We start from the raw sequence: 23,257 nt of genomic DNA on the forward strand, positions 1-23,257 counted from the left end.
GCGCTGGCGAAAGGCTCAGGAAGCCGCCCGTCAGGCTGTAGCCCGCATTGTTGATCAGACCGTCCACATGGCGGCCCTCGGCCTCCACAGCATCGACCAGACGGTCGGGGGCGCCGGGCTCGGCCAGATCCAGCGGGATGGTCAGGACCTGGGCGCCGTGGCGGGCGCGCAGCTCGGCGGCGATGGCCTCCAGCCGTTCGGCCCGGCGGGCGGTCAGGGCCAGGTCCCAGCCATGGGCCGCATACAGGCGCGCGAAGCCTTCGCCCAGCCCGGCCGAGGCGCCGGTGATCAACATCATGGGGCGCGGGGTCGGGGCGCTCACGCAGTGGGCAGCCGGATGCCGGCCAGGGACGGCGGGTTCTGGGCCAGCAGGTCGGCGATGGTGATGCGCGACAGGGCGTGGGCCGCCGCGTCCTCGGCCGCAGTCAGGGCCTTGGCCACCTGACGGGGAATGTGCTGGCCTACGGGGCAGCCTTTGGCCCCGGCGGGTGGCGAGCCCAGATGGGCGCAGCCGTTCACGGCCTTGAGCACCATGTCCAGGGTGATGGTTTCGGGCTGACGCGTCAGCCAGGCGCCGCCGCCGGAGCCCGGACGGGTGGCGATCAGCCCGGCCCGGGCCAGCATGGCCGTGACCCGGCGGATGACCACCGGATTGGTGGGGATGGAGGCCGCGAGGATCGAGGACGGCGCGGCGGCGGCCGCGTCGAAGGCCCCCTTGTGCGCCAGATAGGCCAGGGTGTGGGCGGCGACGGGAAATCTCTGGCTGTCTGACATGGTCCGGCTCCGTCCAAACAGATAGGGGGGAAAGCCCGGTTTCACAAACCCGCGCCGTTGTGCGGCGCAACAAAAATTGCCCCTCCGCGATTGAACCCCGTGCGTAAAGGGCGTAAAGCCCCGCCGCTTTGATGGCTGTCGCCGCCGCGACGCCGGAGGATCATTGAATGGCTGGGACTGTTCCCGGCGAAAACGGCGCCTCCCCCGCCGCTTCGCCCACGCCAGACGGCGCTTCCGAACATTCGACATCGCACGGCTCCGGCCACGGGCGCGGCCCTCTGCTCGCCCTGACCGTGGGCGCCATCGGCGTGGTGTTCGGCGATATCGGCACCAGCCCGCTCTACGCCATGCGCGAATCCCTCGCCCGCACCTCGGGCGCGCCCGAGATGGCGGTGCTCGGCGTGCTGTCCCTGATCTTCTGGGCCCTGATCCTGGTGGTGACGGTCAAGTACGTCATCTTCCTGATGCGGGCGGACAACAAGGGCGAAGGCGGCACCCTGTCGCTGATGTCGCTGGCCCAGCGGGCGTTGGGTCGACGTTCGACGCTGATCTTCTTCCTGGGCCTGTGCGGGGCGGCCCTGTTCTACGCCGACGGCGTGCTGACCCCGGCGGTGTCGGTTCTGTCGGCGGTGGAGGGGCTGCGCGAGGCGCCCGGCGTGGGCCGTATTCTCACGCCCTTCGTCCTGCCCATCACCGCAGGCATCCTGATCGCCCTGTTCATGGTCCAGTCGCGCGGCACCGCCGGACTGGCCAAGGCCTTCGGGCCCATCACCGCCGTCTGGTTCCTGATCCTCGCGGGTCTGGGGATCATGCACATCTTCGACGACGTCTCGATCCTCAGGGGCATTTCACCCCACTACGGAATCCTGTTCCTGATCGACAACGGCTTCCTCGGGTTCATCATCCTCGGCAGCGTGTTCCTCGCGGTGACCGGCGCCGAGGCGCTCTATACGGACATGGGTCACTTCGGGAAGGCGCCCATCCGCGCCGGATGGCTGGTGTTCGTCCTGCCCTGCCTGATGCTGAATTATCTCGGACAGGGCGCCCTGGCCCTGTCCCATCCCGCCGCCGTCGAGAACCTGTTCTGGATGATGGTGCCCCAGGCGGCCTACTGGCCGATCCTGATCATGGCCACCCTGGCCACCATCATCGCCAGCCAGGCGGTGATCACCGGCGCCTTCTCCATCACCCAGCAGGCGGTCCAGCTGGGTCTGCTGCCGCGCATGAACATCCGCCGCACGTCCGAGACCCAGGCCGGCCAGATCTTCGTGCCGTCGGTGAACATGATGATGCTGGCCGGGGTGCTGCTGCTGCTGGCCATGTTCCCCACCTCCTCCCAGCTGGCGGCGCCTACGGCGTGGCGGTCACCGGCGCCATGTTCGTGGACAGCCTGCTGGCCTTCTTCATCGTGCGTTACATGTGGAAGCGCAGCCTGCTGGTCAGCATCCTGGCCCTGACCCCGTTCCTGATCATCGACATCGCCTTCTTCGGCTCGAACCTGATGAAGATCCCCGACGGCGCCTGGGCGCCCCTGGCCATCGGCGGCGCCATCGTCATGGTCATGTGGACCTGGACCCGGGGCACCCGCCTGCTGACCGACAAGGCCCGCAAGGACAGCCTGCCCATGGCGGACCTGATCGAGATGCTGGGCGCCCGACCGCCGTACCGGCGCCCGGCACGGCCATCTTCCTGACCTCGGACCCGGACGTGGCGCCGGTGGCCCTGATGCATAATCTCAAGCACAACAAGGTGCTGCACGAGAAGAACATCATCCTGACGGTGCGCACCCAGGACCGCCCGCGCGTGTCCAAGGAGAAGCGGGTCGAGATCGAGATCATCAACGACGACTTCAAGCGCCTGACCATCAACTACGGCTTCATGGAGAGCCCCAATGTGCCCAAGGCCCTGGGCCTGTGCCGCAAGCAGGGGCTGAAGTTCGACATCATGTCGACCAGCTTCTTCCTGGGCCGCCGCTCCGTGGCCCCCGCGCCGGGCAAGAACATGCCGCACTGGCAGGACAAGCTGTATGTGTTCCTGATGCGAAACGCCGCCAATCCCACGGACTTCTTCCATATCCCCGCCGGCCGCGTGGTCGAGATGGGCACGCAGGTGACGGTTTGAGTGAAACGAACGAGGCGGGCATCGAGGCCCGCATCGCCGCCGGCGTGCTGCTGAACGCGGCGCTGGAGCGGCGCGGCGGCATGGACGAGGCGCTGAACTTCCGCGAGCTCAAGGGCCTGTCGCCCCAGGATCGCGCCTTCGCCCGGGCCGTGGCCATGGCCGCCCTGCGTCGTCTGGGCGAGATCGACGCCATCCTCGACCGCCGCCTGAAGAAGGGTCCGCCGCTGGCGGTGCGCACCATCCTGCGCGTGGCTTTGGCCCAGACCATGGTGCTGAACACGCCGGACTTCGCGGCGGTGTCCAGCGCAGTGAAGCTGGCCGAGCGGGACGTCAAGACGCGGCCCTACAAGGGTCTGGTCAATGCGGTGCTGCGCGGCATCGGCCGGGACGGGCCGGACAAGACCGCCGCCGAAGCCAATCTGCCCGACTGGATCGCCGCCCGCTGGCGGGCGCCTTTGGCGTGGACACCTTGATCGCCCTGGCCGAGGCTGGACGGGTCGAGCCGGCCACGGACCTGAGCCTGAAGCCCGGCGCGGACGCTCCCGCTCTGGCCGAGGCGCTGGAGGGCGTGGTCCTGCCCGGCGGTTCGGTGCGGACGACCCGGCGCGGCGACATCGCCGAATGGCCGGGCTTCGCCGACGGAAGCTGGTGGATCCAGGACGCCGCCGCCGCCGTGCCGGCCCGCCTGCTGGACGTGAAGCCGGGCGAGAGCGCGCTGGATATGTGCGCCGCGCCGGGGGGCAAGACCCTGCAGCTGGCCGCGGCGGGCGCCGCGGTCACGGCGCTGGATCGGTCAGAGTCGCGCCTGCGCCGCCTGACCCAGAACCTTGAGCGCACCGGCCTGACCGCCGAGGCGGTCGCCGTTCCGGCCGAGGACTGGGAGGATGCGCGGACCTTCGACGCCGTGCTGCTGGATGCGCCGTGCACCGCCACCGGCACCTATCGCCGCAATCCCGAGGCCCTGCGCCGCACGCGCCCCGCCGACGTGGCCGATCTGGCGGATGTGCAGCATCGCCTGCTGGACGCCGCCGCTGCACGGGTGAAGCCCGGCGGACGGATGGTCTATTGCGTCTGTTCGCTGGAGCGCGAGGAGGGCGAGAGCCAGATCATCGCCTTCTTGCGCCGCCACACCGACTTCAGCCTTGCCCCCGCCGACCCGGCCGCCGTGGGCGCGCCGCCCGAAGCCTTGGCCAGCGAGGCTGGTTGCGCATCCTGCCGTCCATGTGGAGCGAGCACGGGGGCCTGGACGGCTTCTTCGTCGCCCGGCTGGAGCGGGTCCAGGCCTAAATCAGGCTCTAGACCTCCGCGCCTTCCGTGCGCTTCTTCATCAGGGCGTCGAAGGAGTCCCAGACGCCCTCGGCGCCGTGCCAGGCGCCCTTGGTGGCGGCCTTGGAGTATTCCGTGGCGCGGGCCTCGAAGAAATTGGCGTGCTCGACCCCCGACAGCATCGACTGCAGCCACGGCAGGGGGTTCTCGGTCGCGCCGTAGACCTCGGGCAGCTTGAGCTGGCGCAGGCGCCAGTCGGCGATGAAGCGGATGTATTTCTTGATGTCGTCCGGGGTCATGCCCTGCACCGGCCCGGTCTCGAAGGCCAGGTCGATGAACTTGTCCTCCATGTCCACCACGGTCTTGCAGCAGTCGACGATGTCGTCGGCCACGGCCCTGGTCACCGCGCCGGTCTCATGGTTGAAGGCGTGGTACAGCTTGATGATGCCCTCGCAGTGCAGGCTCTCGTCGCGCACCGACCAGCTGACGATCTGGCCCATGCCCTTCATCTTGTTGAAGCGCGGGAAGTTCATCAGCATGGCGAAGCTGGCGAACAGCTGCAGCCCTTCGGAGAAGCCTCCGAACATGGCCAGGGTGCGGGCGATGTCGGCGTCAGTGTCGACCCCGAACTGGCCCATGTAGTCGTGCTTGTCCTTCATGGCCTCGTATTCCATGAAGGCGCCGAACTCGCTCTCGGGCATGCCGATGGTCTCGAGCAGCAGGGCGTAGGCCGCGATGTGGATGGTCTCCATGTTGGCGAAGGAGGCCAGCATCATCTTCACTTCGGTCGGTTTGAAGACCCGGCCGTAGCGCTCCATGTAGTTGTCCTGCACCTCGATGTCCGCTTGGGTGAAGAAGCGGAAGATCTGGGTCAGCAGGTTGCGCTCGCCGTCGTCCAGCCGGGTCGCCCAGTCCTTGCAGTCCTCGCCCAGCGGCACCTCTTCGGGCATCCAGTGGACCTGCTGCTGCTTCTTCCACATGTCGAACGCCCACGGATAGCGGAACGGCTTGTAGGCGGCTGAGGCGGTCAGCAGACCGGGCAGATCGGAACGGATCGGGGTGATGGCGTTCATGGTATTCTCGAATGCGACTCGGGCGGCGGAGCGGTCTTCACCATGATGGCCCGGCCGCCCGGCGCCAAGTCAGAATACGGCTATATTGCGATCACTTTTTCCGCAGCCCCCATATCTGGTGTGTCGGCGCGGATTTGATGGGGAGGAACCTGGGGATGAGTTTCACCGTCTACGGCGCCGCCGGCTCCGGTTCGGTCCCGGTGGAGGCGGCCCTGACGCTGCTCGGCATCGATCATGAGGTGGTGGAGGCGCCGACCTGGGAGGGCGAGGCGCAACGGGATCGGGTGGCCCCGGTCAATCCCATGCGCCAGATCCCGGCCCTGATCACGCCGGACGGAGAGACCATCACTGAAAGCGCCGCCATCCTGATCTGGCTGGCCGACAACCATCCCGAGGCGAGGCTGGCGCCCGCGCCGGACGACCCGCGCCGGGCCCAGTTCCTGCGCTGGATGAGCTTCATCCCCGCCGCGATCTATTCCATGTTCTGGGTGCGCGACGAGCCCTCGAGGCTGGTGGGCGACGACGAGGCGATGCAGGCGATCGTGCGGAACCGCACCGCCGCGCGCATCGCCGCCTGCTGGGCCGTGATGGACGCCCAGGTGCAGCCCGGCGACTTCATCCTGGGCGACCATCTGACGGTGCTGGATCTCTATGTGGCGGTGGCCAGCCGCTGGACGCCCCGACGGCGGCGCTTCCATGCCGAGGCGCCGAAGATGAGCCAGGTGGTCCGCCGCGTGGACGCCCTGCCCGAACTGGCGGACTTCTGGCCCCGCCGCTTTCCCTTCGAGGCGGGCTGGGAGGGGTGAGGCATCCCTTCCCTTCGTGCTGCGTTCCGGCATAGCTTGAACGGCATCGGCAGGATGGGAGACGGCGCATGCGCTGGAGAGGCGGACGGCGGGGCGGCGGCATCGAGGACCGGCGCGGCATGGGCGCGGGGGTCGCCGGCGGCGGCATCGGCGCGGCCGTGCTGGGGATCATCGTTTATCTGGTGTTCGGCATCGACCCCCAGGTCACCACCCAGGTGGCCGGCCAGCTGGGCGGGCTGGGCCAGGCCGAACGCGGCGAGGTCGGCACGCCCGAGGACGAGGCAGGCCTGTTCGTCGACGTCATCGGCACCAACGTCAACGACGTCTGGGCGTCGCAGATGCCGGGCTATCAGGCGCCGGGCTTCGTTCTGTACGAACAGGGCACGTCAACCGACGGGTGCGGATACGGCCAGGCGGCGATGGGGCCGTTCTACTGCCCGGCGGACCGGACGGTCTATCTGGACCTGGGCTTCTGGCAGGTGATGAGCGAGCAGCTGGGCGCCGGCGGGGACTTCGCCAAGGCCTATGTGATCGCCCACGAGATCGGCCACCACGTCCAGACCCTGACGGGCGCCTCGGATCAGGTGCGCCAGGCCCAGAGCCGGGCTCGTTCGGAAGGCGAGGCGAACCGTTACTCGGTGGCGCTGGAGCTTCAGGCCGACTGCTATGCGGGCGTCTGGGCGGCCAACGCCGCCGCCGTCTCGGGCGGCGCGGTGGCGCTGGAGGCGGGCAGCCTTGAAGAAGGCATGACCGCCGCCTCGGCTATCGGCGACGACCGCCTGTCCGGCGGCCGGGCCAGCCCGGAGAGCTTCACCCACGGCACCTCGGCCCAGCGCATGGAGTGGCTGCGGCGGGGCTATGACTCGGGCGACCCCGCCGCCTGCGACACCTTCGCGAGGCTGTAGATCAGGCCAGGGCCTTCAGCTTGTCGGTCAGGTCGGTGCGTTCCCAGCTGAAGCCGCCGTCGGCGTCCGGCTCGCGGCCGAAGTGGCCATAGGCGGCGGTGCGGGCGTAGATGGGCCGGTTCAGGCCCAGATGCTCGCGGATGGCGCGGGGCGTGGCGCCGCCGATCATGGCGGGCAGTTCGCGCTCCAGCACTTCCTCGGAAATCTTGCCGGTGCCGTGCAGGTCCACGTGGACCGACTGGGGCTCAGCCACGCCGATGGCGTAGCTGAGCTGGATGGTGCAGCGGTCGGCCAGGCCGGACGCCACCACGTTCTTGGCCAGATAGCGGGCCGCATAGGCGGCCGAGCGGTCCACTTTGGTGCAGTCCTTGCCCGAGAAGGCGCCGCCGCCGTGGGGCGAGGCGCCGCCGTAGGTGTCGACGATGATCTTGCGGCCGGTCAGGCCGGCGTCGCCGTCCGGGCCGCCGATCTCGAAGACGCCGGTGGGATTGATGTGCCAGACGGTCTCGTCGGTGATGAAGCCCTCGGGCAGCACCTCGGCCACCACCGGCTTGACCAGAGCGGCCACGTCGGCCTGGGTCATGCCCTTCGCGTGCTGGGTCGAGACGACGATGGCGGTGGCGCGCACCGGGACGCCGTTCTCGTAGAACAGGCTGACCTGGCTCTTGGCGTCGGGCTCCAGACGCTTCTCGCCGCCGTGGCGCAGCTCAGCCAGACGCTTCAGGATGCGGTGGCTGTAGGCCAGGGTGGCGGGCATCAGCTCGGGGGTCTCGTTCGAGGCGTAGCCGAACATGATGCCCTGGTCGCCCGCGCCCTCGTCCTTGCCGTCGGCGGCGTCGACGCCCACGGCGATGTCGGCGGACTGGCCGTGCAGGTGATTTTCGAAGGTCAGGGTCTTCCAGTGGAAGCCGTCCTGCTCGTAGCCGATGTCCTTGACGGCGGCGCGCACGGCGTCCTCGATCTCTTTCTCGACGCCCGGCGCCCAGGCCCCGTTCTCCCAGATGCCCTTGCCGCGGATCTCACCGGCCAGCACCACCCGATTGGTGGTGGTCAGGGTCTCGCAGGCCACCCGGGCCTCCGGGTCCTTGGCCATGAACAGGTCGACAATGGTGTCGGAGATGCGGTCGGACACCTTGTCGGGGTGGCCTTCGGACACGCTTTCCGAGGTGAAGACGTAGGAGGTGCGGCTCACGGGCGAGGCTCCGGTATTCGAGGGAGCGTCAGCCATATAAAGATATCCTTATATCTTCAAGCGTTCTCGACCATGAGCCGCAGGTTCCTCAGTGGGCGACGGGCCGGTCGGCCTCCTGCGCCGCCTCGGCCTGACCTTCGTGACGGCCTTCGGCGAACTCCTCGATCATTTTGGCGCAGAAGGCGGGCAGGTCGTCGGGATCGCGGCTGGTGACCAGGCCTTCGTCCACGACCACCTCTTCGTCCACCACCTCGCGCCCGCGTTTCGCAGGTCTGTGCGGATGGTCTTGTAGCTGGTCAGCTTGCGGCCCTCGACCACGCCCGCATCGATCAGGATCCAGGGCGCGTGGCAGATCGCGGCCACCGGCTTGCCGGCGTCGAAGAAGGCGCGCACGAATTTCAGGGCGTCCTCATCGACGCGCAGGGTGTCGGGGTTATGGGCGCCGCCCGGCAGCATCAGACCGGCGTAGGCCGAGGCGTCCGCCGCGCTAACGGCGCGGTCCACTTTGAAGGCGTCGCCCTTGTCGAAATGGTTGAACCCCTGGATCTCGCCCTGCCTGGGCGACACGATCTCCACGGTCGCGCCGGCGTCCTTGAGCGCCTTCATGGGTTCCGTCAGCTCGACCTGTTCAAAGCCATCCGTGGCCAGGATGGCGATGGTCTTGCCCTTGAGGGTCTGGGCCATGATGCGGTCCTCCTGTGGTTGCTCGCATGAGCCTGACCAACCCGGGAGACGGTCATGGGTTGCGGCCACGCTTGGAGAACGGGCGGGCAGGCCGCATCTTGTGAGCATGCGCACCCTGACCGGACTGATCCTGATCGGCCTGCTGACCGCCTCCGGCGCGGCGCATGCCCAGATCGCGCCCTATGGGACGGACCCGCACCGCTATCAGGTCGAGCGGCACCAGGCCCGGATGGAGAGTCTGCGCCTTCAGGCTGAGGCCCGCGCCGACACGGCCCGTCGTCTCGACACCGAAACGCGCCTGACCCTGCGCGATCTGGAGGCCGCCCGTCAGCCGCCCACGCCCTATGTGGAGCAGGCGGTCCCGCCCGGCGATCCGGCCGTGACGACCGAACGCCACCGCCGCACGCGCGAGGCCGTGACCCAGATCGACGACTGGCTCGAGCGGGCGCCCGACTGAGCCTCAGGCCCGGCCGCCATGGGCGGACAGCATGGCCGCGTCCACGCCGATGCCCGCCAGGGCCCGGCTCCACTTGGTCGTGTGATCGGCATCGAACAGCAGGTCCGCGGTCGGCTCGGCGGTGAGCCAGACGTTTTCGGTCAGCTCGTCCTCGATCCGCCCCTCGCCCCAGCCGGCGTAGCCAGAACCAGCACGGAGCGCTCGGGGCGGGTCTCGTCATCCGTCATGGCCGCCAGGGCCTCGCGGGTGGCGGTGATGGCCAGGCCCTCGCCCACCGGCAGGGAGGCGTCCGGCGCGGTCCAGTCGCTGGTGTGCAGCACGAAACCCCGCTCCCGATCCACCGGCCCGCCCATGAGCACAGCCTGATCCGTCGCCAGCTCCGCGCCCTCCATCTCCAGCTTCTGCAGCACGGTCCTGAGGGTAACGCCGGGAGCAGGCCGGTCCAGGCGCAGACCCATGGCGTGGTCCGCCTGATGGGCGCAGATCAGGATCACGGCATGTTCGAAGCGCGGATCGCCGATGCCCGGCATGGCCACCAGCAGTTTGCCCGCGAGGGACTGGAATTCCGACATGGCGTCATCATCGGGGGCGGCTTCGGCGGATGCAAGGTGCATCCGTCCCGGCGCTCACCTCCCCGGCCCCGGCTGTGATCCCGGCGCGGCCGGGTCTCGGTCAATCGGTGCGGAAGGCGCGTCCCCGCTCGCCCAGCAGGTTCCACCCGGCGGTGGTCGGACGGTAGCCGTTGCGCCCGACGCGCTCGACAAGGCCAAGGACGGTGAGCTGGGCGCTGCGGTCGGCGCTTTCTGAGCGCTCGGCGTCGACAAGATCGAGCAAGGCCTCAATACGTTCAGCTTCAGTCACGACACGCCCAGCAAGCTATTGGTCCTGCGGGTTACCTGCGCGTCTGGCAGGCGGTTGGCAAGGTCATGCGGCATTTCGCTTCGCCGGGTGAGGCGTCGTCGCCGACTGGAAAGGAAGACCGGCGACCCTCAGGGTTCCAGTTCGATGTCCCAGTAGAGGTAGTCCAGCCAGCTCTGGTGCAGATAGTTGGGCGGGAAGCGGCGGCCCAGATCCTGAAGCTGCCAGCTGTTGGGCCGGAAGGGATCGCGACGGATGGGCATGTCGGCCTGACGGGGCGTGCGCCCGCCCTTCCTGAGATTGCAGGGGGCGCAGGCGGCGACGATGTTCTCCCAGCTGGTGGTCCCGCCCTGGGAGCGCGGCAGCACATGGTCGAAGGTCAGGTCCGAACCGGATCCGCAGTACTGGCAGAGGAAGCCGTCGCGCAGGAAGACGTTGAAGCGGGTGAAGGCGGGCTGGCGGTCCTGATCGATGTAGCTTTTCAGCGCGATGACGCTGGGCAGCTGGAATTCCAGCGAGGGGCTGCGCACCACCTTGTCGTAGGTGGAGACCACGTCCACCCGTTCCTGGAACACCGCCTTGACCACTTCCTGCCAGGGCCAGACGGAAAGGGGATAATAGGACAGCGGCCGGAAATCGGCGTTCAGCACCAGGGCGGGAAAACCGGACGGCGGCCGGGACAGGACCTGCATCAGGCCCCTCCCGCGCGAAATACGGAGAGGATCGAGGCGACGGGACTGAAGACACGCCCTCCTTCACGCTCGGAACAAATTGATCCTAGACCCGATTCGATGACGCCGCCATGACCTGACGAACACGCTTCAGGACTTCAGCGGCGTCTCGGGAAACGAGGGCAGGCTCCAGCCCCACTTCAAGGCGCCCGCGCGCAGAATGAAGCCCACGGCGGTCGCGACGGCGGCGGCGAGCCATGTGCTCACGCCCAGGGCGGTCAGCATCACGAAAGCGGTCGCCGCAGCCAGCGCCGCCGAAACCACGATCTCGCGCCGCAGAAGCACGGAGGGCTGGCCAGCCAGAAGGTCGCGCACCACTCCGCCGAAACAGGCGGTCAGGGCGCCCATGACGATGCAGATCAGAGGCGCGGCGCCCCAGGCTTCGGCCTTGGCGGCGCCGATCACGCCGTAGGCGGCCAGGCCGAAGGCGTCGAGCCACAGCAGAAGCCTGAAGCGCCAGGGGCGAGGCCCCAGCAGCCAGACGATGACGCTGGCGGCGATGCACATGGCGATGTAGCGCCAGTCCACCACCCAGAACACCGGCGCCCCGATCAACAGGTCCCGCAGGTGCCGCCACCCACCCCGGTGACGGCGGCGAAGAAGGTCATGGTCACCAGATCATGCCGGTCGCGCGCGGCGGCCAGCGCCCCGGTGGCGGCAAACACGGCGACGCCCACGAGGTCCAGCGCCGCGAGGGGCGCGATGTCGGCGATGGGCAGGTCGGGCGGGGTCAGGCCCAGGATCGATCGGGTCATCAGGCGGTCTCATCCAGCACGATCTCGCCGCGCTTGACCCCGCCATACCACGCCCACAGCAGATGCGCGGCCACACCCCGGTGGGGCCGCCAGATTTCAGCCCGCAGATAGGCGGTCTTTTCGTTGGGACGGTCGTCGGCCCCGTCGGCCCAGCGCATGGCTTCCTGCAAGGCCACGTCGCCGCCGGGGAACACGTCCAGGCGCCCTTCGCAGAACATCAGATAGGTCTCGGCCGTCCACTTGCCGACGCCCTTGATGGCGGTCAGGGCGGCGACCGCCTCGTCGTCGCCCAGGGTCTGCATGTGCTCCAGGTCGATGCGGCCGTCGGCCTGGGCGCGGGCGATCTCCTGACCGTATTTCGCCTTCTGGCCGGACAGGCCGAAGGCGCGCAGGGAATCGATGTCCCGGGCCAGCACGGCTTCCGGCGTAATCTCGCCCAGCCCTTCGCCCACGCGACGCCAGATGGAGGCGGCGGCGGCCACCGACACCTGCTGCTCGACGATCATGCGGAACAGGCCCTCGAACCCGCCGGGACGCAGGCGCCATTCGAACGCTGGCGTCATGGCATGGGCGCGCGCCAGGGCGGGGTCGGCCTGGGCCAGGTCGGCGCGGGCGGCGGCGACGGCGTCGGGATCGGGGGCGATGACGGGCACGGGCGCCTCCTGGCGTGATCGACAGGGGCACGGTCCGGCGCTAGCGTCCGACCATGCGCACCCTTGTCGATCTTCTGGCGCCGATGACGCCGGATCAATTCCTCTCGGACCATGACGGCCGAAAGCCGCTGCATATTCCAGCGGCCGACGGCGCAGACAAGCGGGCCCTGCTGGACTGGGACACCTTCAACGGCCTGCTGGGCAGGCGTCCCTCTGGACCCACACGAACCTCCAGATGGTTCACAACGGCCAGCCCATCGCGGCGGACGCCTACTGCGCCGAGGTGCAGACCCTGGCCGGCCCCGTGGTCAGGCCGTCACCGGCCAAGGTCCAGGTGATGATGGCCATGGGCGCGACCGTCATCGCCAATGAGGCGGGCGAGCTGACGCCGGAACTGCGCGCCGTCTGCGACATGCTGCGCGAAACCTTCGCGGCCTCGGTGGCGGCCAACGTCTATTGCTCCTTCCAGGGCGTGCGGGGGTTCGGCCCCCACTATGACCTGCACGACGTCTTCGCGATCCAGACCGAGGGGGAAAAGGTCTGGCGGCTGTATCGGAACCGCGCCGAGGATCCGGTGGATTACCCCGGTGAAGGGGAGTCGGCCCGCGACTGGCTGGCGCGCAACGCCGGGCCGGTGATGCAGGAGGTGCGCATGCGCCCCGGCGACGTGCTCTACCTGCCGCGCGGCTGGTACCACGACGCCCTGGCGGTGGACGGACCGTCGCTGCATGTGACCCTGTCGGTGACCCCGCTTTACGGGCGCATCCTGTTCCGCCTGCTGGAGCCGGCCGCCATGCAGGACCCCGCGTTCCGCGCTTGGCTGCCGCCGGCAGACCGCGACGGGGGCGCGGCCCTGGCCGGGCGGCTCGCCGATCTGGGGCGACGCCTTTCGGAGCTGGCGGCCAGTCCGGCCTTCCGGGACGAGGTGGCCATGGCCCAGCAGCGGCTGCGGCCGCGCCTTCCGGCCTATGACCTGCCCCGACGTCAGACCCTGACCTTCTACGCCGCCACCGGGCTGGCGCCGCCCGTGGTCAGCGGACCGGCGCGCCTGGCGATCGACTGGGCCATGACCCAGCCCAGGTTCGCGCTGGAGGACATGATCGCCCAGTTCGACTTCGTCGCGGAAGCGGACCTCCGCGCGGCCGTCGAGGGGGCCGAGAAGGCCGGCGCCCTGCGGCGCGCCTGAGCCGGTGTTCATCACCCGCTTCGCCCCGTCGCCCACCGGCCTGCTGCACCGGGGCCACGCCTTCTCGGCCCTGACCGCCGGGGCGGCGGCGCGCGCCGAAGAGGGGCGCTTCATCCTGCGCATCGAGGACATCGACCAGACCCGCTGTCGGCCCGAATACGAGGCCGCGATTTTCGAGGATCTGGCCTGGCTGGGGCTGGATTGGGAGACGCCGGTGCGGCGCCAGTCCGATCACCTTGGCGACTACGCCGCCGTCATCGACAACCTGAACGCGCGCGGCCTGCTGTATCGCTGTTTCCGCACCCGCCGCGAGATCATGGCGGACATCGGGCAGGCGCCCCACGGGCCCGCCGACGCGGCGCGGCCCGGCCCGCACCCTCCGGACGAGGAAGCGCGGCTGCTGGACGAGGGGCGGCCGTTCGCCTGGCGCCTGTCGCTGGACCGGGCGCGGGACGCTCTGGGCGGCGTCTGGGAAGATCTGGCCTTCCATGAGGAGGGCGCCGGACCGGATGGCGAGACGGGCGTGATCCGCGCCCGGCAGGAGACGGCCGGGGATGTGGTGCTCGCGCGCAAGGATGCGGGCGTGGCCTATCATCTGGCGGCGACCCACGACGACGCGCTGCAGGGCGTCACCCATGTGATCCGGGGCCATGACCTGTTCGAGGCCGCCCACATCCAGCGTCTGATCCAGGCGCTGATGGACTGGCCCGCGCCGGTCTATTGCCACCACCGCCTGCTGACCGGACCGGACGGCAAGCGCTACGCCAAGCGCGACCGGTCGCAAACCCTGGCCGAACTCCGGGCGGGCGGGATGACGGCGCGGGGGCTCAGGGCGGAGCTCGGCTTTCCCGACGCGGCATGAAAAAGGGCCGGAGCAGCGAGGCTCCGGCCCTTGGTCATTTCAGTCCGGAGACGATCAGCCCCGGGCCAGATTCCGCAGCACGAACGGCATGACGCCGCCGGCCTTGAAGTATTCCAGCTCGGTCTGGTTATCGATGCGGCAGCGCACCGGGAAGCGGGCCATCTTGCCGTCCGACGGGCGGAACAGCTCGACCCACAGCTCCTGACGGGGCTTGAGCTTGCCAGTGTTGACGTCCGACAGGCCGCGGATGGTGACGATCTCCTCGCCGGTCAGGCCCAGACGGGTCCAGCCGTCCTGCTTGAACTGCAGCGGGACCACGCCCATGCCGATCAGATTGGAGCGGTGGATGCGCTCATAGCTCTCGGCGATGACCGCGCGCACGCCCAGCAGGTTGGTGCCCTTGGCCGCCCAGTCGCGCGACGAGCCGGTGCCGTATTCCTTGCCGGCGAACACCACCAGCGGACGACCCTCGGCCTGATAGCGCATGGCCGCGTCATAGATCGACATGGTGTCGCCCGACGGGAAGTGCTTGGTCACCCCGCCCTCGATCTCCGGGGTGATCTTGTTGCGGATGCGGATGTTGGCGAAGGTGCCGCGCATCATGACTTCGTGGTTGCCCCGGCGCGCGCCGTAGCTGTTGAAGTCCAGCGGGTCGACGCCGTGCTCGGTCAGATAGGCGCCGGCGGGCGAGGCCTTCTTGATGGCTCCGGCCGGGCTGATGTGGTCGGTGGTGATGGAGTCGCCGAAGATCCCCAGCACGCGCGCCTCGATGATGTCCTCGACCGGGGTCGGCTCCATCGACAGGCCCTCGAAATAGGGCGGGTTGCGCACATAGGTGGAGGTGTCGTCCCAAGCGTAGGTTTGGCCGCCCTCCACGTCGATCTTCTGCCAGTGCTTGTCGCCCTTGAAGACGTCCTTGTAGCGCTTGGCGAACATCGCGGGCGTGACGCAGGAGCGCTGCAGCTCGGCGATCTCGGCGCTGGTCGGCCAGATGTCCTTCAGGAAGACATCCTTGCCCTTCTTGTCCTTGCCCAGCGGCTGGGTGGCCACATCGATGCGCATGGAGCCGGCCAGGGCGTAGGCCACCACCAGCGGCGGCGAGGCCAGGTAGTTGGCGCGCACGTCCGGGTTCACCCGGCCCTCGAAATTGCGGTTGCCCGACAGCACCGAGGTGGCGACCAGATCGTTGTCGTTGATGGTCTTCGAGATGGCCGGGTCCAGCGGCCCGGAGTTGCCGATGCAGGTGGTGCAGCCGTAGCCCACCAGGTTGAAGCCCAGGGCGTCCAGATCCTTCTGCAGGCCGGCGGCCGTCAGATAGTCGGTGACCACCTGCGACCCGGGCGCCAGGGAGGTCTTGACCCACGGCTTGACCGTCATGCCCAGGGCATGGGCCTTGCGCGCCACCAGACCCGCGGCGATCAGCACCGAGGGGTTGGAGGTGTTGGTGCAGGAGGTGATGGCGGCGATCACCACGTCGCCGTCGCCGAGGTCGAATTTCTCACCCTCGACCGCGACGCGCGGGGCGTCCGTCGGGCGGTTGAAGACCTCGCCCAGCGCGGTTTCGAACGCCGAGGCGGCGATGGTCAGCTCGACCTTGTCCTGCGGACGCTTGGGACCGGCCAGCGACGGCACGACCTCGGCCATGTCCAGTTCCAGCACGTCGGTGAAGACCGGGTCTTCGCTGTTCTCGTCGATCCACAGTCCCTGCGCCTTGGCATAGGCCTCGACCAGGGCCACGCGGGCCTTGTCGCGGCCCGTGGCGGTCAGATAGTCCAGCGTCGCCCGGGACACCGGGAAGAAGCCGCAGGTGGCGCCGTATTCGGGGGCCATGTTGGCGATGGTGGCCTGGTCCTCGATGGTCAGGGCGGTGACGCCCGGGCCGAAGAACTCCACGAACTTGCCCACCACGCCCTTCTTGCGCAGCATCTGGGTGACGGTCAGCACCAGATCGGTGGCCGTGGCGCCCTCGGGCAGGCGTCCGTTCAGCTTGAAGCCGATGACCTCGGGGATCAGCATGGGGATCGGCTGGCCCAGCATGGCCGCCTCGGCCTCGATGCCGCCGACGCCCCAGCCCAGAACGGCAAGGCCGTTGATCATGGTGGTGTGGGAATCGGTGCCGACGACGGTGTCGGGATAGGCCACGGTCTTGCGGCCTTCCTCGGCGGTCCAGACGGTCTGGGCCAGGTTCTCGAGGTTCACCTGGTGGCAGATGCCGGTGCCGGGGGGCACCACGCGGAAATTGTTGAAGGCGGTCGAGCCCCAGCGCAGGAACTTGTAGCGCTCCATGTTGCGCTCGTATTCGCGGTCCACGTTCTGGTCGAACGCCTTGGGGGTGCCGAAGTGGTCGACCATGACCGAGTGGTCGATGACCAGATCCACGGGATTCAGCGGATTGATCCGGGCCGGGTCGGCGCCCAGGGCCGTCATGGCGTCGCGCATGGCCGCCAGGTCCACCACCGCCGGAACGCCGGTGAAGTCCTGCATCAGGACACGAGCGGGCCGGAAGGCGATCTCGTGCTCGACCGCGCCCTTGTTGTCGATCCAGGCGGCCACGGCCTTGAGGTCGTCCTCGGTGACCGAGACGCCGTCTTCATTGCGAAGAAGGTTCTCCAGCAGCACCTTCATGGAGCGCGGCAGGCGGGAAATCCCGGCCAGACCGGCTTCCTCGGCGGCGGGAAGGCTGTAATAGGCGTACTTCTTGCGCCCGACGGAAAGGTCCTGACGGGTCTTGAGGCTGTCGTTCGACGGCATGTGGGAGAGTTCCTCTGGTCTACGCCGCCCGACAATCCGGTTGCGCGTTCGCGCTGCAGGCGCTGGGGCGCACAGGTCCCCGGCGCGCGCGGCGAAAGCCTGCTGCGGCGAGGCTGGATATAAGCCCAAGCGGCGCGGGCGTCCATGTATCCACGACGACGACGTGGACATTGCGAACGGCTCGCACATGATTGGGCGTCTCTGCATCGACGATCTGGGCCTGTCGCGGGGCGAGCGGGTGCTGTTTCACGGCCTGTCTGTCGATCTGGACGCCGGCGAAGCGCTGGCCCTGACCGGGGCCAACGGCGCGGGCAAGACCAGCCTGCTGCGCGCGATCGCCGGGTTCATTCGCCCGGATGCGGGCGCGGTGCGCTTTTCGGAAGGGCCTGGAGCCGAGATCGAGCCCGAGACCGCCCGGGCCCGCCACATCCACCTGCTGGGGCATCTGGAAGGGCTGAAGGGCGCCCGCACCGCGCGCGAGGAGCTGGCCTTTCAGACCGCCTGGTGCGGGCGGGGCGGCATTGATTCTGCGGTCGAGGCCCTTGGCCTCGCGCCCCTGCTGGATCTGGAGACCCGCAAACTGTCGGCGGGGCAGAGGCGGCGGCTGTCGCTGGCCCGGCTGATCGCGGCGCCGCGCGCGCTGTGGCTGCTGGACGAGCCTCTGGCCCCGCTGGACGCCCGCTGGCGCGCCGTCGCCACACAGTTGATGCAGGACCATCTGGCGGGCGGCGGCATGGTGATCGCCGCCGTTCACGACCCGCTGGACCTGCCCTGCCACACGCTGGACGTGGGGGCGGCGTCATGAGCGCGGGCCGCGTCCTGCTGAAACGCGAGCTGTCGCTGGCCTGGGGCGGCGGCGGCGGGCCCCTGCTGGCCTGCGGTTTCTTTCTGGCGTTGACCGCCATCGTGCCGCTGGCGGCCGGCGGCGATCCGCGCGTGCTCCAGCCGGTGGCGGGCGGGATCGCCTGGATTGCCCTGGCCCTCGCCAGCCTGCTGTCGCTGGAACGGCTGTTCGAGCGGGATTTCGAGGACGGGGCGCTGGACCTGCTGGCGCTGGGACCCTTGCCGTTGGAGGCGGTGTTCGCCGTCAAGGCCCTGGCCCAATGGCTGGCCATCGGCCTGCCGCTGGCCGTCGCCGCACCGGTGGCGGCCATCGCGCTGGGGGCAGATCCGGGTTGGGCGCCGCTGATCCTGGGCTCGGCGCTGCTGGGCAGTCTGGGCTTCGCCTTCACCGGAGCGCTGGGCGCGGCCCTGGCGCTGGGGTCGAAGCGGGGCGGCCTGTTGATCGCCGTGGTGGTGCTGCCCCTGTTCATCCCGCCGGTGATTTTCGGCGCGGGCGCCCTGGAGCAGGCCCTGACCGGCCTCTCGCCATGGCCCGCCCTGGCGCTGCTGGGCGCTACGCCCTGTTCGCCGTGGCGCTGAGCCCCGTGGCAGGGGCGGCCGCCATCCGGAACGCGCAGGGATGAGGCAGCCCCGTGCGGCGCCGCGCCCGCTTGCCCGCGCGGTCCCCCGCGCGTATGCGCCCTGACCATGGTCTTCGGCCTCGCCAATCCTGATCGCTTCATGCGGTTCACCCGGCCCCTCATGCCCGTGGTCTGGGCGGCGGCCGTGGGGCTGCTGCTCGCCGGAACATGGCTGAGCTTCACCGCGCCGGAGGACTATCAGCAGCTGGACACCGTGCGGATCATGTTCGTGCATGTGCCGGCCGCCTGGCTGGGCCTGGCCGCCTATGTGGCGCTGGGGGTGTCGTCCTTCTTCGCCCTGGTGTTCCGCCATCCGCTGGCCGACGCCGCCGCCCGCGCCGCCGCTCTGCCCGGGGCGGTGTTCACCGCCCTGGCGCTGGCCACCGGCTCCCTGTGGGGCAAGCCCATGTGGGGGGCCTGGTGGGTGTGGGACGCGCGCCTGACCTCGGTGGTGGTGCTGTTCCTGTTCTATGTGGCCTACATGGCCCTGCGCGCCGCCATCGATGACGAGGCCAAGGCCGCCCGCGCCGCCGCCGTGCTGGGGCTGGTGGGGCTGGTGAACCTGCCGATCGTGAAATTCTCGGTGGACTGGTGGAACACCCTGCACCAACCCGCGTCCCTGCTGCGGGCCGAGGGGCCCTCCATGACTGCAGCCCACCTGACGCCGCTGCTGGTGATGGGGCTGGCCTATATGATGCTTTTCACGGCGCTGTGGTTGACCGACATCCGCACCGAGGTGCGTCGCCGTCGTGTCCTCACTATGCGCGCCCGCGCAGCCCAGGAGGCTTAAGGATGCTCGACCTCGACATGGGCGCCTACGCCGCCTTCGTCTGGCCCGCCTGGGGCATCAGCGCCTTGGCCCTGGCGGCCCTCGTGGTGCGGAGCGTCATGGCAGCCCGCCGCTGGAAGCGCGAGCTGGATCGGCTGGAGGGGGGCAAATGAAGCGCTGGCTGGCCGTCGTCCCGCTGATCGTGCTGGTCGCCCTGGCGGTGCTGTTCGTGGGCTGGTCCCTGCGCCGGGACCCGGCCTATCAGCCTGACGCCATGGTGGGTCAGGCCGTGCCCGCCCTGACCCTGCCGGTTCTGACCAATGGAACGGCTGGGCCGGGCCAGGCCGACCTGGTCACCGCCGCCGCCGGCCAGCCGACGGTGGTCAACATCTTCGCCTCCTGGTGCGCGCCATGCCGCATCGAACACCCGCAGCTGATGGCGCTGCGCGAACAGGGCGTGCGAGTCATCGGCGTGGCCTACAAGGACGATCCCGCCGCCACCGCCGCTTTCCTCGAGGAGCTGGGCGATCCCTTCGCCGTGGTGCTGGTGGACGCCGACGGGCGGCTGGGCCTGGAGATGGGATCCTCGGGCGTGCCCGAGACCTTCGCGGTCGATCCGTGGGGCGTCATCACCGCCAAACACTCCGGCCCCATCGTGAATCAGGCCGAGCTGGACCGGTTGACCGAAGGTCTCGCCCCCGAGCGCTGGTCGCGTTAACCCTTTTTCCAGACGCCCTGTTAACCATCGGGGCATGAGCCCGATTCGCCCCGACCTGCCCACTCCGCGTCACGCCGCCACCCATCCGGTGGCCACCACGACCGCGCGGGTGGCCCAGGCGGCGTTCTTTCAGCAGGCCCTGGCCGGGGTGAAATCGGCGCAGGAAGCGCAGCAGGCCCAACCGGCGCCCAAGGCCGAAGCGCCGCGGGCCGCGCCGGCGGCGCGCGCGGCGGATCAGGCCGACATGCCGCGCCGTCCCGGCTCGTTCCTCGACATCACCGTCTGATCCGGTTTTCGGGAACGACCCGGGCCGTTCACACGCTTCATTCCCGAACAGAAACAGGAATGGAGACGCCCCATGGCCCAGTCCCGCAAGGCTGACGAACGCTATCTCGACAAGGACGAACGCGAACTGTGCGAGCGCGCCCGCCAGCCGGCCCTGCGCGAGATGAAGCAGGACGAGCTGAGGGACCTGGCCAAGCGGCTGCGCGAGCGGCGCAACCGCGCCCGCGATATTGCCCGGGACCAGCGGCGCAGCGCCAGCCGGGGCGGCAAGCCCACCGAGGGCGAGACGGGGTCGGATCGGAAGAAAGCCCTGCTGTCCGCGGGCATGAAGCGGGTGAACCGCGAGCTGGACCGCCGCCGGGCGGGCGATCGCGGCAAGGCGGCCACGGCGAACCTGAAAAGGGCGCTGAAACGCAAGACGGCCAACCAGTGGTCCGGCCCCGCCTACCGCAATGCGGATGAAGGCCTGAACCCGACGCCGAACACGGGGATCGCGCCTTCCGGCGCCCTGAACGCCGAGGGGCAGCGGCCGGTGCTGGAGCGGTCTCGAAAGGTCCGCTGACGGATCAGGCGGCGCGGACGTCCAGGCCGGGACCACCCGCCTTGCGGCGCGTCTTGGTCTTCTGGACCTTCTCGGCGGCCTTGCGGGCTTCCTTTTCCGCCTTCCGGGCCAGCTTTTCGGCGCGTCTGGCGGCCTTGGCTTCGTCCGGCCCCGCGTCGGCCACGGCGGCCAGGTCGGCCAGCAGCTTCATGAAGCTGTCGCGCCTGGCCTTGGGCATCAGCGCCAGGATGCGACGGTCGGCGGCCTCGACCTTTGCGCGGGCGCTCTCGAGCAGGGCGCGGCCTTCGTCCGACAGGCTGACGGCCTTGGCGCGGCCGTCCAGCACCGAGCGTTCGCGGTTCAGCAGGCCCTTGGCCGTCATGCGGGCGACCAGATCCGCCAGGGTGGAGCGGTCGATGCCGGTGGCGCGGACCAGATCAGTCTGGGTCAGGCCCTCGTTCCGCGAGGCGATCTCCAGCACCGCGAACTGACGCTGGGTGGGGCCGTCGGCGCCCACTTCCTCGGCGTAGATGTCCAGCGCCAGCTGCAGCGCCCGGTGCATCAGGTGGCTGGGCGATGCGTCCAGAGGCCCGGAGCGCGCCTTCTTTCCATCCTTGACCATGCCGGGACCCCGCTTACCGATAATCCGTGCAAGGCACGGTTCATGGCAGGGTTAGCAGCGCCGTGTTTCGGTTTGGCGACAGCTCCGTGAAGGCTTGCACAGCCTACAGGCCTGTATCGGGGCTGACCGGGCCCGGCTGCTCGTCCTTGATCATGTGCTTCAGGATCACCGGAATCTGCGACAGGCCGAAAATCGAGGCGGCGATCCACAGAATGCCCCGGAAGCTGGTCCAGACCGCGTCGGGATCCGGCGTGGCCCAACCGAAAGCGTCCCAGATGGCCAGAACGGCGGCCTCGCTGCGGAACACCTCATTGGCCGCCGCCACCACCAGGAAATAGGCGCCATAGCGGAAGGTCAGGATGCGCCAGCCGTGGTCTGTCACCTTGATGGCGTCGCCCAGGAGATATTTGAACGGGTATTTCTTCAGCGGCAGCGAGCCCAGCAGGATGCCGCCCAGGATCACATTCTGGATGGTCAGCTTCAGCTTGATGAACAGGTCGTCGTCGAAGAAGATGGTCAGCACCCCGAACACCAGGGCGAACAGGCCGGTGATCAGCGGCAGGGGCGCGAAACGACGCTCCACCACATAGCCGACCGCCAGGGCGATGGCCGAGGCGATGACCAGCACCCAGGTGGCCTTGATCAGGTCGCGGGTGATGAAGTAGGCGCCGATGAAGGCGACCAGGGCCCCGAAATCCACCGCCTGGCGGATCCATTGGGGGCGCTTCTTTGCCGTTGCCGGTTGCTCGGTCGTCATCAGTCCTCAAGTCCCACCAGAAGGCGGGAGAACGCCCGCGCGTCGAACGGCTGCAGATCCTCGATGCCCTCGCCCACCCCGATCAGCTTGATGGGGGCGTCGGAGGCCTGGGCCACCGGCACCAGAACCCCGCCGCGGGCCGTGCCGTCCAGTTTGGTCATGACGATGCCGGACACATAGGCCGTGCGGCCGAAGATCTGCTCCTGGGCCAAGGCGTTGCGCCCCACCGTGGCGTCCAGCACCAGCAGGGTTTCGTGCGGGGCGTCCGGATCGATCTTCTTCAGCACCCGAACGATCTTCAGCAGTTCGTCCATCAGGGCCTGCTTGTTCTGCAGGCGGCCGGCGGTGTCGATCAGGACCACGTCATGGCCCTCGTTTCTGGCGCGGGTGAAGGCGTCGAAGGCCAGGCCGGCCGGGTCGGCGCCGTCGCGGCGGCTCTCGAAATCTGCGCCGGCCCGTTCGGACCAGATGCGCAGCTGATCCCGGGCGGCGGCGCGGAAGGTGTCGCCCGCCACCACCATGACCCTGGCGCCCCTGCCCGTCAGGTCGGCGGCGATCTTGCCCAGGGTGGTGGTCTTGCCCGAGCCGTTGACGCCCACGAACAGCACCACATAGGGCTTCGGTCCGGACAGGGGATCGAACACGGCCTGGCGCGGCGCCAGTTCGGCGGTCACCGCCTCGGCCAGGGCTTCCTTGATCTCGCGCTCGTCGGAGGTCTTGCCGAAGCGCAGCGCGCGGAAGCGCTCGGTGATCCGGGCGGCGGCGGCCGGGCCCAGATCGCTCTCGATCAGGTGCTCCTCCAGGCGCTCCAGCGCCGCTTCGTCGAGCGGCTCCTTGACGAAGGAGGAGACGACCTGCTCGGTCATCTGTTTGGAGGATCGGGACAGTCCCTGGCTGAGCCGCTGGAACCAGCCCTTTTTCGGCGTGTCGTTCATGGGCTCCGTCTAGCGGGAAAGGCCCGGCCCCGTCACCCGCAATCGTTCAGCCGGATTCATGGCGCGGGAAGGCTTGAGGGGTTACATGAACCC

Annotated in this window: 25 protein-coding genes and 5 pseudogenes; 15 read left to right on the top strand and 15 right to left on the bottom strand. The window is 69.2% G+C overall.

All coding sequences use genetic code 11. The features are described 5' to 3' along the window. Both MBEBAB_RS08795 and MBEBAB_RS08800 read right to left on the bottom strand, forming a co-directional pair. Nucleotides 1-322, bottom strand: a 322-nt coding sequence (locus MBEBAB_RS08795; RefSeq protein ID WP_200865117.1) for an SDR family NAD(P)-dependent oxidoreductase, incomplete at its 3' end; no start/stop codon positions are given. Further along, nucleotides 319-774, bottom strand: a complete 456-nt coding sequence (locus MBEBAB_RS08800) for an Rrf2 family transcriptional regulator (RefSeq protein WP_021697615.1) — start codon at nucleotides 772-774, stop codon at nucleotides 319-321. The genes MBEBAB_RS08795 and MBEBAB_RS08800, both read right to left, overlap by 4 nt. Nucleotides 775-941: 167 nt before the next feature. On the opposite strand from MBEBAB_RS08800, the pseudogene MBEBAB_RS08805 reads away from it, so the two are divergent. The 3 genes and pseudogenes from MBEBAB_RS08805 to MBEBAB_RS18385 form a co-directional block, all read left to right on the top strand. Further along, nucleotides 942-2,895, top strand: a pseudogene (locus MBEBAB_RS08805) (potassium transporter Kup). Beyond that, nucleotides 2,892-3,368, top strand: coding sequence for a transcription antitermination factor NusB (locus tag MBEBAB_RS18380; protein WP_021697617.1), 477 nt, complete (start codon nucleotides 2,892-2,894; stop codon nucleotides 3,366-3,368). The pseudogene MBEBAB_RS08805 and the gene MBEBAB_RS18380 overlap by 4 nt, the downstream one beginning before the upstream one ends. A 248-nt stretch (nucleotides 3,369-3,616) precedes the next feature. Next, nucleotides 3,617-3,988 (top strand): annotated as a pseudogene (locus tag MBEBAB_RS18385) (methyltransferase domain-containing protein); the annotation flags it as partial. Between the two features lie 202 nt (nucleotides 3,989-4,190). Here MBEBAB_RS18385 and MBEBAB_RS08815 read toward each other — a convergent pair. Beyond that, the gene (locus MBEBAB_RS08815) at nucleotides 4,191-5,234 is read right to left on the bottom strand and encodes a ribonucleotide-diphosphate reductase subunit beta (protein ID WP_021697618.1); all 1,044 of its coding nucleotides are present in this window, start codon (nucleotides 5,232-5,234) and stop codon (nucleotides 4,191-4,193) included. Nucleotides 5,235-5,389: 155 nt separating this feature from the next. On the opposite strand from MBEBAB_RS08815, the gene MBEBAB_RS08820 reads away from it, so the two are divergent. Beyond that, nucleotides 5,390-6,040 carry a glutathione S-transferase family protein gene (locus MBEBAB_RS08820; protein WP_021697619.1) on the top strand — a complete coding sequence of 217 codons (651 nt, stop codon included), beginning with the start codon at nucleotides 5,390-5,392 and terminating at the stop codon, nucleotides 6,038-6,040. Nucleotides 6,041-6,108: 68 nt separating this feature from the next. Beyond that, on the top strand, nucleotides 6,109-6,945 hold the full coding sequence (gene ypfJ / locus MBEBAB_RS08825; RefSeq protein ID WP_021697620.1) for a KPN_02809 family neutral zinc metallopeptidase: 837 nt from the start codon (nucleotides 6,109-6,111) through the stop codon (nucleotides 6,943-6,945). Between the two features lies 1 nt (nucleotide 6,946). Here ypfJ and metK read toward each other — a convergent pair whose 3' ends face one another. The 3 genes from metK to MBEBAB_RS08835 all read right to left on the bottom strand — a co-directional run bounded on the left by metK (nucleotide 6,947) and on the right by MBEBAB_RS08835 (nucleotide 8,821). Beyond that, nucleotides 6,947-8,137 carry a methionine adenosyltransferase gene (gene metK, locus MBEBAB_RS08830; protein ID WP_021697621.1) on the bottom strand — a complete coding sequence of 397 codons (1,191 nt, stop codon included), beginning with the start codon at nucleotides 8,135-8,137 and terminating at the stop codon, nucleotides 6,947-6,949. Nucleotides 8,138-8,225: 88 nt separating this feature from the next. Then, nucleotides 8,226-8,366, bottom strand: coding sequence for a hypothetical protein (locus tag MBEBAB_RS17570; RefSeq protein WP_242397131.1), 141 nt, complete (start codon nucleotides 8,364-8,366; stop codon nucleotides 8,226-8,228). Next, entirely contained in the window at nucleotides 8,303-8,821 is a 519-nt protein-coding gene (locus MBEBAB_RS08835; RefSeq protein WP_021697623.1) for a type 1 glutamine amidotransferase domain-containing protein, read from the bottom strand. The genes MBEBAB_RS17570 and MBEBAB_RS08835 overlap by 64 nt, the downstream gene beginning before the upstream one ends. Before the next feature lie 106 nt (nucleotides 8,822-8,927). Here MBEBAB_RS08835 and MBEBAB_RS08840 point away from each other — a divergent pair, with 106 nt between their 5' ends. Continuing rightward, nucleotides 8,928-9,278: a hypothetical protein gene (locus tag MBEBAB_RS08840; RefSeq protein WP_021697624.1), complete on the top strand. Its 351-nt coding sequence runs from the start codon at nucleotides 8,928-8,930 to the stop codon at nucleotides 9,276-9,278. 3 nt (nucleotides 9,279-9,281) lie between these two features. On the opposite strand, the pseudogene MBEBAB_RS08845 reads toward MBEBAB_RS08840, so the two are convergent. From MBEBAB_RS08845 to MBEBAB_RS08865, 5 genes and pseudogenes are all read right to left on the bottom strand, one after another. Next, nucleotides 9,282-9,892 (bottom strand): annotated as a pseudogene (locus tag MBEBAB_RS08845) (YqgE/AlgH family protein). 58 nt (nucleotides 9,893-9,950) lie between these two features. Then, the gene (locus tag MBEBAB_RS08850) at nucleotides 9,951-10,112 is read right to left on the bottom strand and encodes a hypothetical protein (RefSeq protein ID WP_231379075.1); all 162 of its coding nucleotides are present in this window, start codon (nucleotides 10,110-10,112) and stop codon (nucleotides 9,951-9,953) included. A gap of 155 nt (nucleotides 10,113-10,267) precedes the next feature. Continuing rightward, nucleotides 10,268-10,828, bottom strand: a complete 561-nt coding sequence (locus tag MBEBAB_RS08855) for an HNH endonuclease (protein WP_021697627.1) — start codon at nucleotides 10,826-10,828, stop codon at nucleotides 10,268-10,270. 129 nt (nucleotides 10,829-10,957) lie between these two features. Then, nucleotides 10,958-11,622 (bottom strand): annotated as a pseudogene (locus MBEBAB_RS08860) (trimeric intracellular cation channel family protein). Continuing rightward, nucleotides 11,622-12,275, bottom strand: coding sequence for a DNA-3-methyladenine glycosylase family protein (locus MBEBAB_RS08865; protein WP_021697629.1), 654 nt, complete (start codon nucleotides 12,273-12,275; stop codon nucleotides 11,622-11,624). Before MBEBAB_RS08865 ends, MBEBAB_RS08860 begins: the two are co-directional and overlap by 1 nt. 235 nt (nucleotides 12,276-12,510) lie before the next feature. Here MBEBAB_RS08865 and MBEBAB_RS08870 point away from each other — a divergent pair, with 235 nt between their 5' ends. Together MBEBAB_RS08870 and gluQRS are read left to right on the top strand one after the other, a co-directional pair. Then, entirely contained in the window at nucleotides 12,511-13,461 is a 951-nt protein-coding gene (locus MBEBAB_RS08870; RefSeq protein WP_021697630.1) for a JmjC domain-containing protein, read from the top strand. A gap of 4 nt (nucleotides 13,462-13,465) precedes the next feature. Beyond that, on the top strand, nucleotides 13,466-14,323 hold the full coding sequence (gene gluQRS, locus MBEBAB_RS08875) for a tRNA glutamyl-Q(34) synthetase GluQRS (RefSeq protein ID WP_021697631.1): 858 nt from the start codon (nucleotides 13,466-13,468) through the stop codon (nucleotides 14,321-14,323). Nucleotides 14,324-14,377: 54 nt separating this feature from the next. Here the strand turns inward: gluQRS and acnA are convergent, their stop codons facing one another. Beyond that, nucleotides 14,378-17,074 carry an aconitate hydratase AcnA gene (gene acnA / locus MBEBAB_RS08880; RefSeq protein WP_021697632.1) on the bottom strand — a complete coding sequence of 899 codons (2,697 nt, stop codon included), beginning with the start codon at nucleotides 17,072-17,074 and terminating at the stop codon, nucleotides 14,378-14,380. Between the two features lie 187 nt (nucleotides 17,075-17,261). Here acnA and ccmA point away from each other — a divergent pair, with 187 nt between their 5' ends. The 7 genes and pseudogenes from ccmA (at nucleotide 17,262) to MBEBAB_RS08915 (ending at nucleotide 20,871) form a co-directional block, all read left to right on the top strand. Then, entirely contained in the window at nucleotides 17,262-17,879 is a 618-nt protein-coding gene (gene ccmA / locus MBEBAB_RS08885) for a heme ABC exporter ATP-binding protein CcmA (protein ID WP_021697634.1), read from the top strand. After that, nucleotides 17,876-18,540, top strand: a pseudogene (ccmB, locus tag MBEBAB_RS08890) (heme exporter protein CcmB). The gene ccmA and the pseudogene ccmB overlap by 4 nt, the downstream one beginning before the upstream one ends. A 64-nt stretch (nucleotides 18,541-18,604) precedes the next feature. Further along, complete coding sequence (gene ccmC, locus MBEBAB_RS08895) at nucleotides 18,605-19,327, top strand: heme ABC transporter permease CcmC (RefSeq protein ID WP_021697636.1); 723 nt, start codon at nucleotides 18,605-18,607, stop codon at nucleotides 19,325-19,327. 2 nt (nucleotides 19,328-19,329) lie between these two features. Continuing rightward, nucleotides 19,330-19,479: a heme exporter protein CcmD gene (ccmD, locus tag MBEBAB_RS08900; RefSeq protein ID WP_021697637.1), complete on the top strand. Its 150-nt coding sequence runs from the start codon at nucleotides 19,330-19,332 to the stop codon at nucleotides 19,477-19,479. Continuing rightward, on the top strand, nucleotides 19,476-20,024 hold the full coding sequence (locus MBEBAB_RS08905; RefSeq protein WP_021697638.1) for a DsbE family thiol:disulfide interchange protein: 549 nt from the start codon (nucleotides 19,476-19,478) through the stop codon (nucleotides 20,022-20,024). The genes ccmD and MBEBAB_RS08905 overlap by 4 nt, the downstream gene beginning before the upstream one ends. A gap of 34 nt (nucleotides 20,025-20,058) precedes the next feature. Further along, on the top strand, nucleotides 20,059-20,310 hold the full coding sequence (locus tag MBEBAB_RS08910; protein ID WP_021697639.1) for a hypothetical protein: 252 nt from the start codon (nucleotides 20,059-20,061) through the stop codon (nucleotides 20,308-20,310). Nucleotides 20,311-20,382: 72 nt separating this feature from the next. After that, nucleotides 20,383-20,871: a hypothetical protein gene (locus MBEBAB_RS08915; RefSeq protein ID WP_021697640.1), complete on the top strand. Its 489-nt coding sequence runs from the start codon at nucleotides 20,383-20,385 to the stop codon at nucleotides 20,869-20,871. Between the two features lie 4 nt (nucleotides 20,872-20,875). On the opposite strand, the gene MBEBAB_RS08920 is transcribed toward MBEBAB_RS08915, so the two are convergent. From MBEBAB_RS08920 to ftsY, 3 genes are all read right to left on the bottom strand, one after another. After that, entirely contained in the window at nucleotides 20,876-21,472 is a 597-nt protein-coding gene (locus MBEBAB_RS08920; RefSeq protein WP_021697641.1) for a MarR family winged helix-turn-helix transcriptional regulator, read from the bottom strand. A gap of 103 nt (nucleotides 21,473-21,575) precedes the next feature. Next, nucleotides 21,576-22,229 (bottom strand): inner membrane-spanning protein YciB, encoded by a 654-nt coding sequence (locus MBEBAB_RS08925; RefSeq protein WP_045319104.1) that lies wholly within the window; start codon nucleotides 22,227-22,229, stop codon nucleotides 21,576-21,578. Further along, entirely contained in the window at nucleotides 22,229-23,164 is a 936-nt protein-coding gene (gene ftsY / locus MBEBAB_RS08930; RefSeq protein WP_021697643.1) for a signal recognition particle-docking protein FtsY, read from the bottom strand. The genes MBEBAB_RS08925 and ftsY overlap by 1 nt, the downstream gene beginning before the upstream one ends. Nucleotides 23,165-23,257 lie beyond the last annotated feature (93 nt).

It is taken from the genome of Brevundimonas abyssalis TAR-001 (assembly GCF_000466985.1).
In the GTDB taxonomy this organism is placed as follows: domain Bacteria; phylum Pseudomonadota; class Alphaproteobacteria; order Caulobacterales; family Caulobacteraceae; genus Brevundimonas; species Brevundimonas abyssalis.

Bases quoted from the DNA above. Each gene is read 5' to 3' on its own strand.
- MBEBAB_RS08855 (WP_021697627.1), bottom strand. From the start codon at position 10,828: ATGCAGGTCCTGTCCCGGCCGCCGTCCGGTTTTCCCGCCCTGGTGCTG.
- MBEBAB_RS08870 (WP_021697630.1), top strand. From the start codon at position 12,511: ATGGTTCACAACGGCCAGCCCATCGCGGCGGACGCCTACTGCGCCGAG.
- MBEBAB_RS08820 (WP_021697619.1), top strand. From the start codon at position 5,390: ATGAGTTTCACCGTCTACGGCGCCGCCGGCTCCGGTTCGGTCCCGGTG.
- MBEBAB_RS08835 (WP_021697623.1), bottom strand. From the start codon at position 8,821: ATGGCCCAGACCCTCAAGGGCAAGACCATCGCCATCCTGGCCACGGAT.
- ypfJ (WP_021697620.1), top strand. From the start codon at position 6,109: ATGCGCTGGAGAGGCGGACGGCGGGGCGGCGGCATCGAGGACCGGCGC.
- ccmC (WP_021697636.1), top strand. From the start codon at position 18,605: ATGGTCTTCGGCCTCGCCAATCCTGATCGCTTCATGCGGTTCACCCGG.
- MBEBAB_RS08800 (WP_021697615.1), bottom strand. From the start codon at position 774: ATGTCAGACAGCCAGAGATTTCCCGTCGCCGCCCACACCCTGGCCTAT.
- ftsY (WP_021697643.1), bottom strand. From the start codon at position 23,164: ATGAACGACACGCCGAAAAAGGGCTGGTTCCAGCGGCTCAGCCAGGGA.
- MBEBAB_RS08910 (WP_021697639.1), top strand. From the start codon at position 20,059: ATGAGCCCGATTCGCCCCGACCTGCCCACTCCGCGTCACGCCGCCACC.
- ccmD (WP_021697637.1), top strand. From the start codon at position 19,330: ATGCTCGACCTCGACATGGGCGCCTACGCCGCCTTCGTCTGGCCCGCC.
- MBEBAB_RS08925 (WP_045319104.1), bottom strand. From the start codon at position 22,229: ATGACGACCGAGCAACCGGCAACGGCAAAGAAGCGCCCCCAATGGATC.
- acnA (WP_021697632.1), bottom strand. From the start codon at position 17,074: ATGCCGTCGAACGACAGCCTCAAGACCCGTCAGGACCTTTCCGTCGGG.
- ccmA (WP_021697634.1), top strand. From the start codon at position 17,262: ATGATTGGGCGTCTCTGCATCGACGATCTGGGCCTGTCGCGGGGCGAG.
- MBEBAB_RS08815 (WP_021697618.1), bottom strand. From the start codon at position 5,234: ATGAACGCCATCACCCCGATCCGTTCCGATCTGCCCGGTCTGCTGACC.
- MBEBAB_RS08920 (WP_021697641.1), bottom strand. From the start codon at position 21,472: ATGGTCAAGGATGGAAAGAAGGCGCGCTCCGGGCCTCTGGACGCATCG.
- MBEBAB_RS08915 (WP_021697640.1), top strand. From the start codon at position 20,383: ATGGCCCAGTCCCGCAAGGCTGACGAACGCTATCTCGACAAGGACGAA.
- MBEBAB_RS08840 (WP_021697624.1), top strand. From the start codon at position 8,928: ATGCGCACCCTGACCGGACTGATCCTGATCGGCCTGCTGACCGCCTCC.
- MBEBAB_RS08905 (WP_021697638.1), top strand. From the start codon at position 19,476: ATGAAGCGCTGGCTGGCCGTCGTCCCGCTGATCGTGCTGGTCGCCCTG.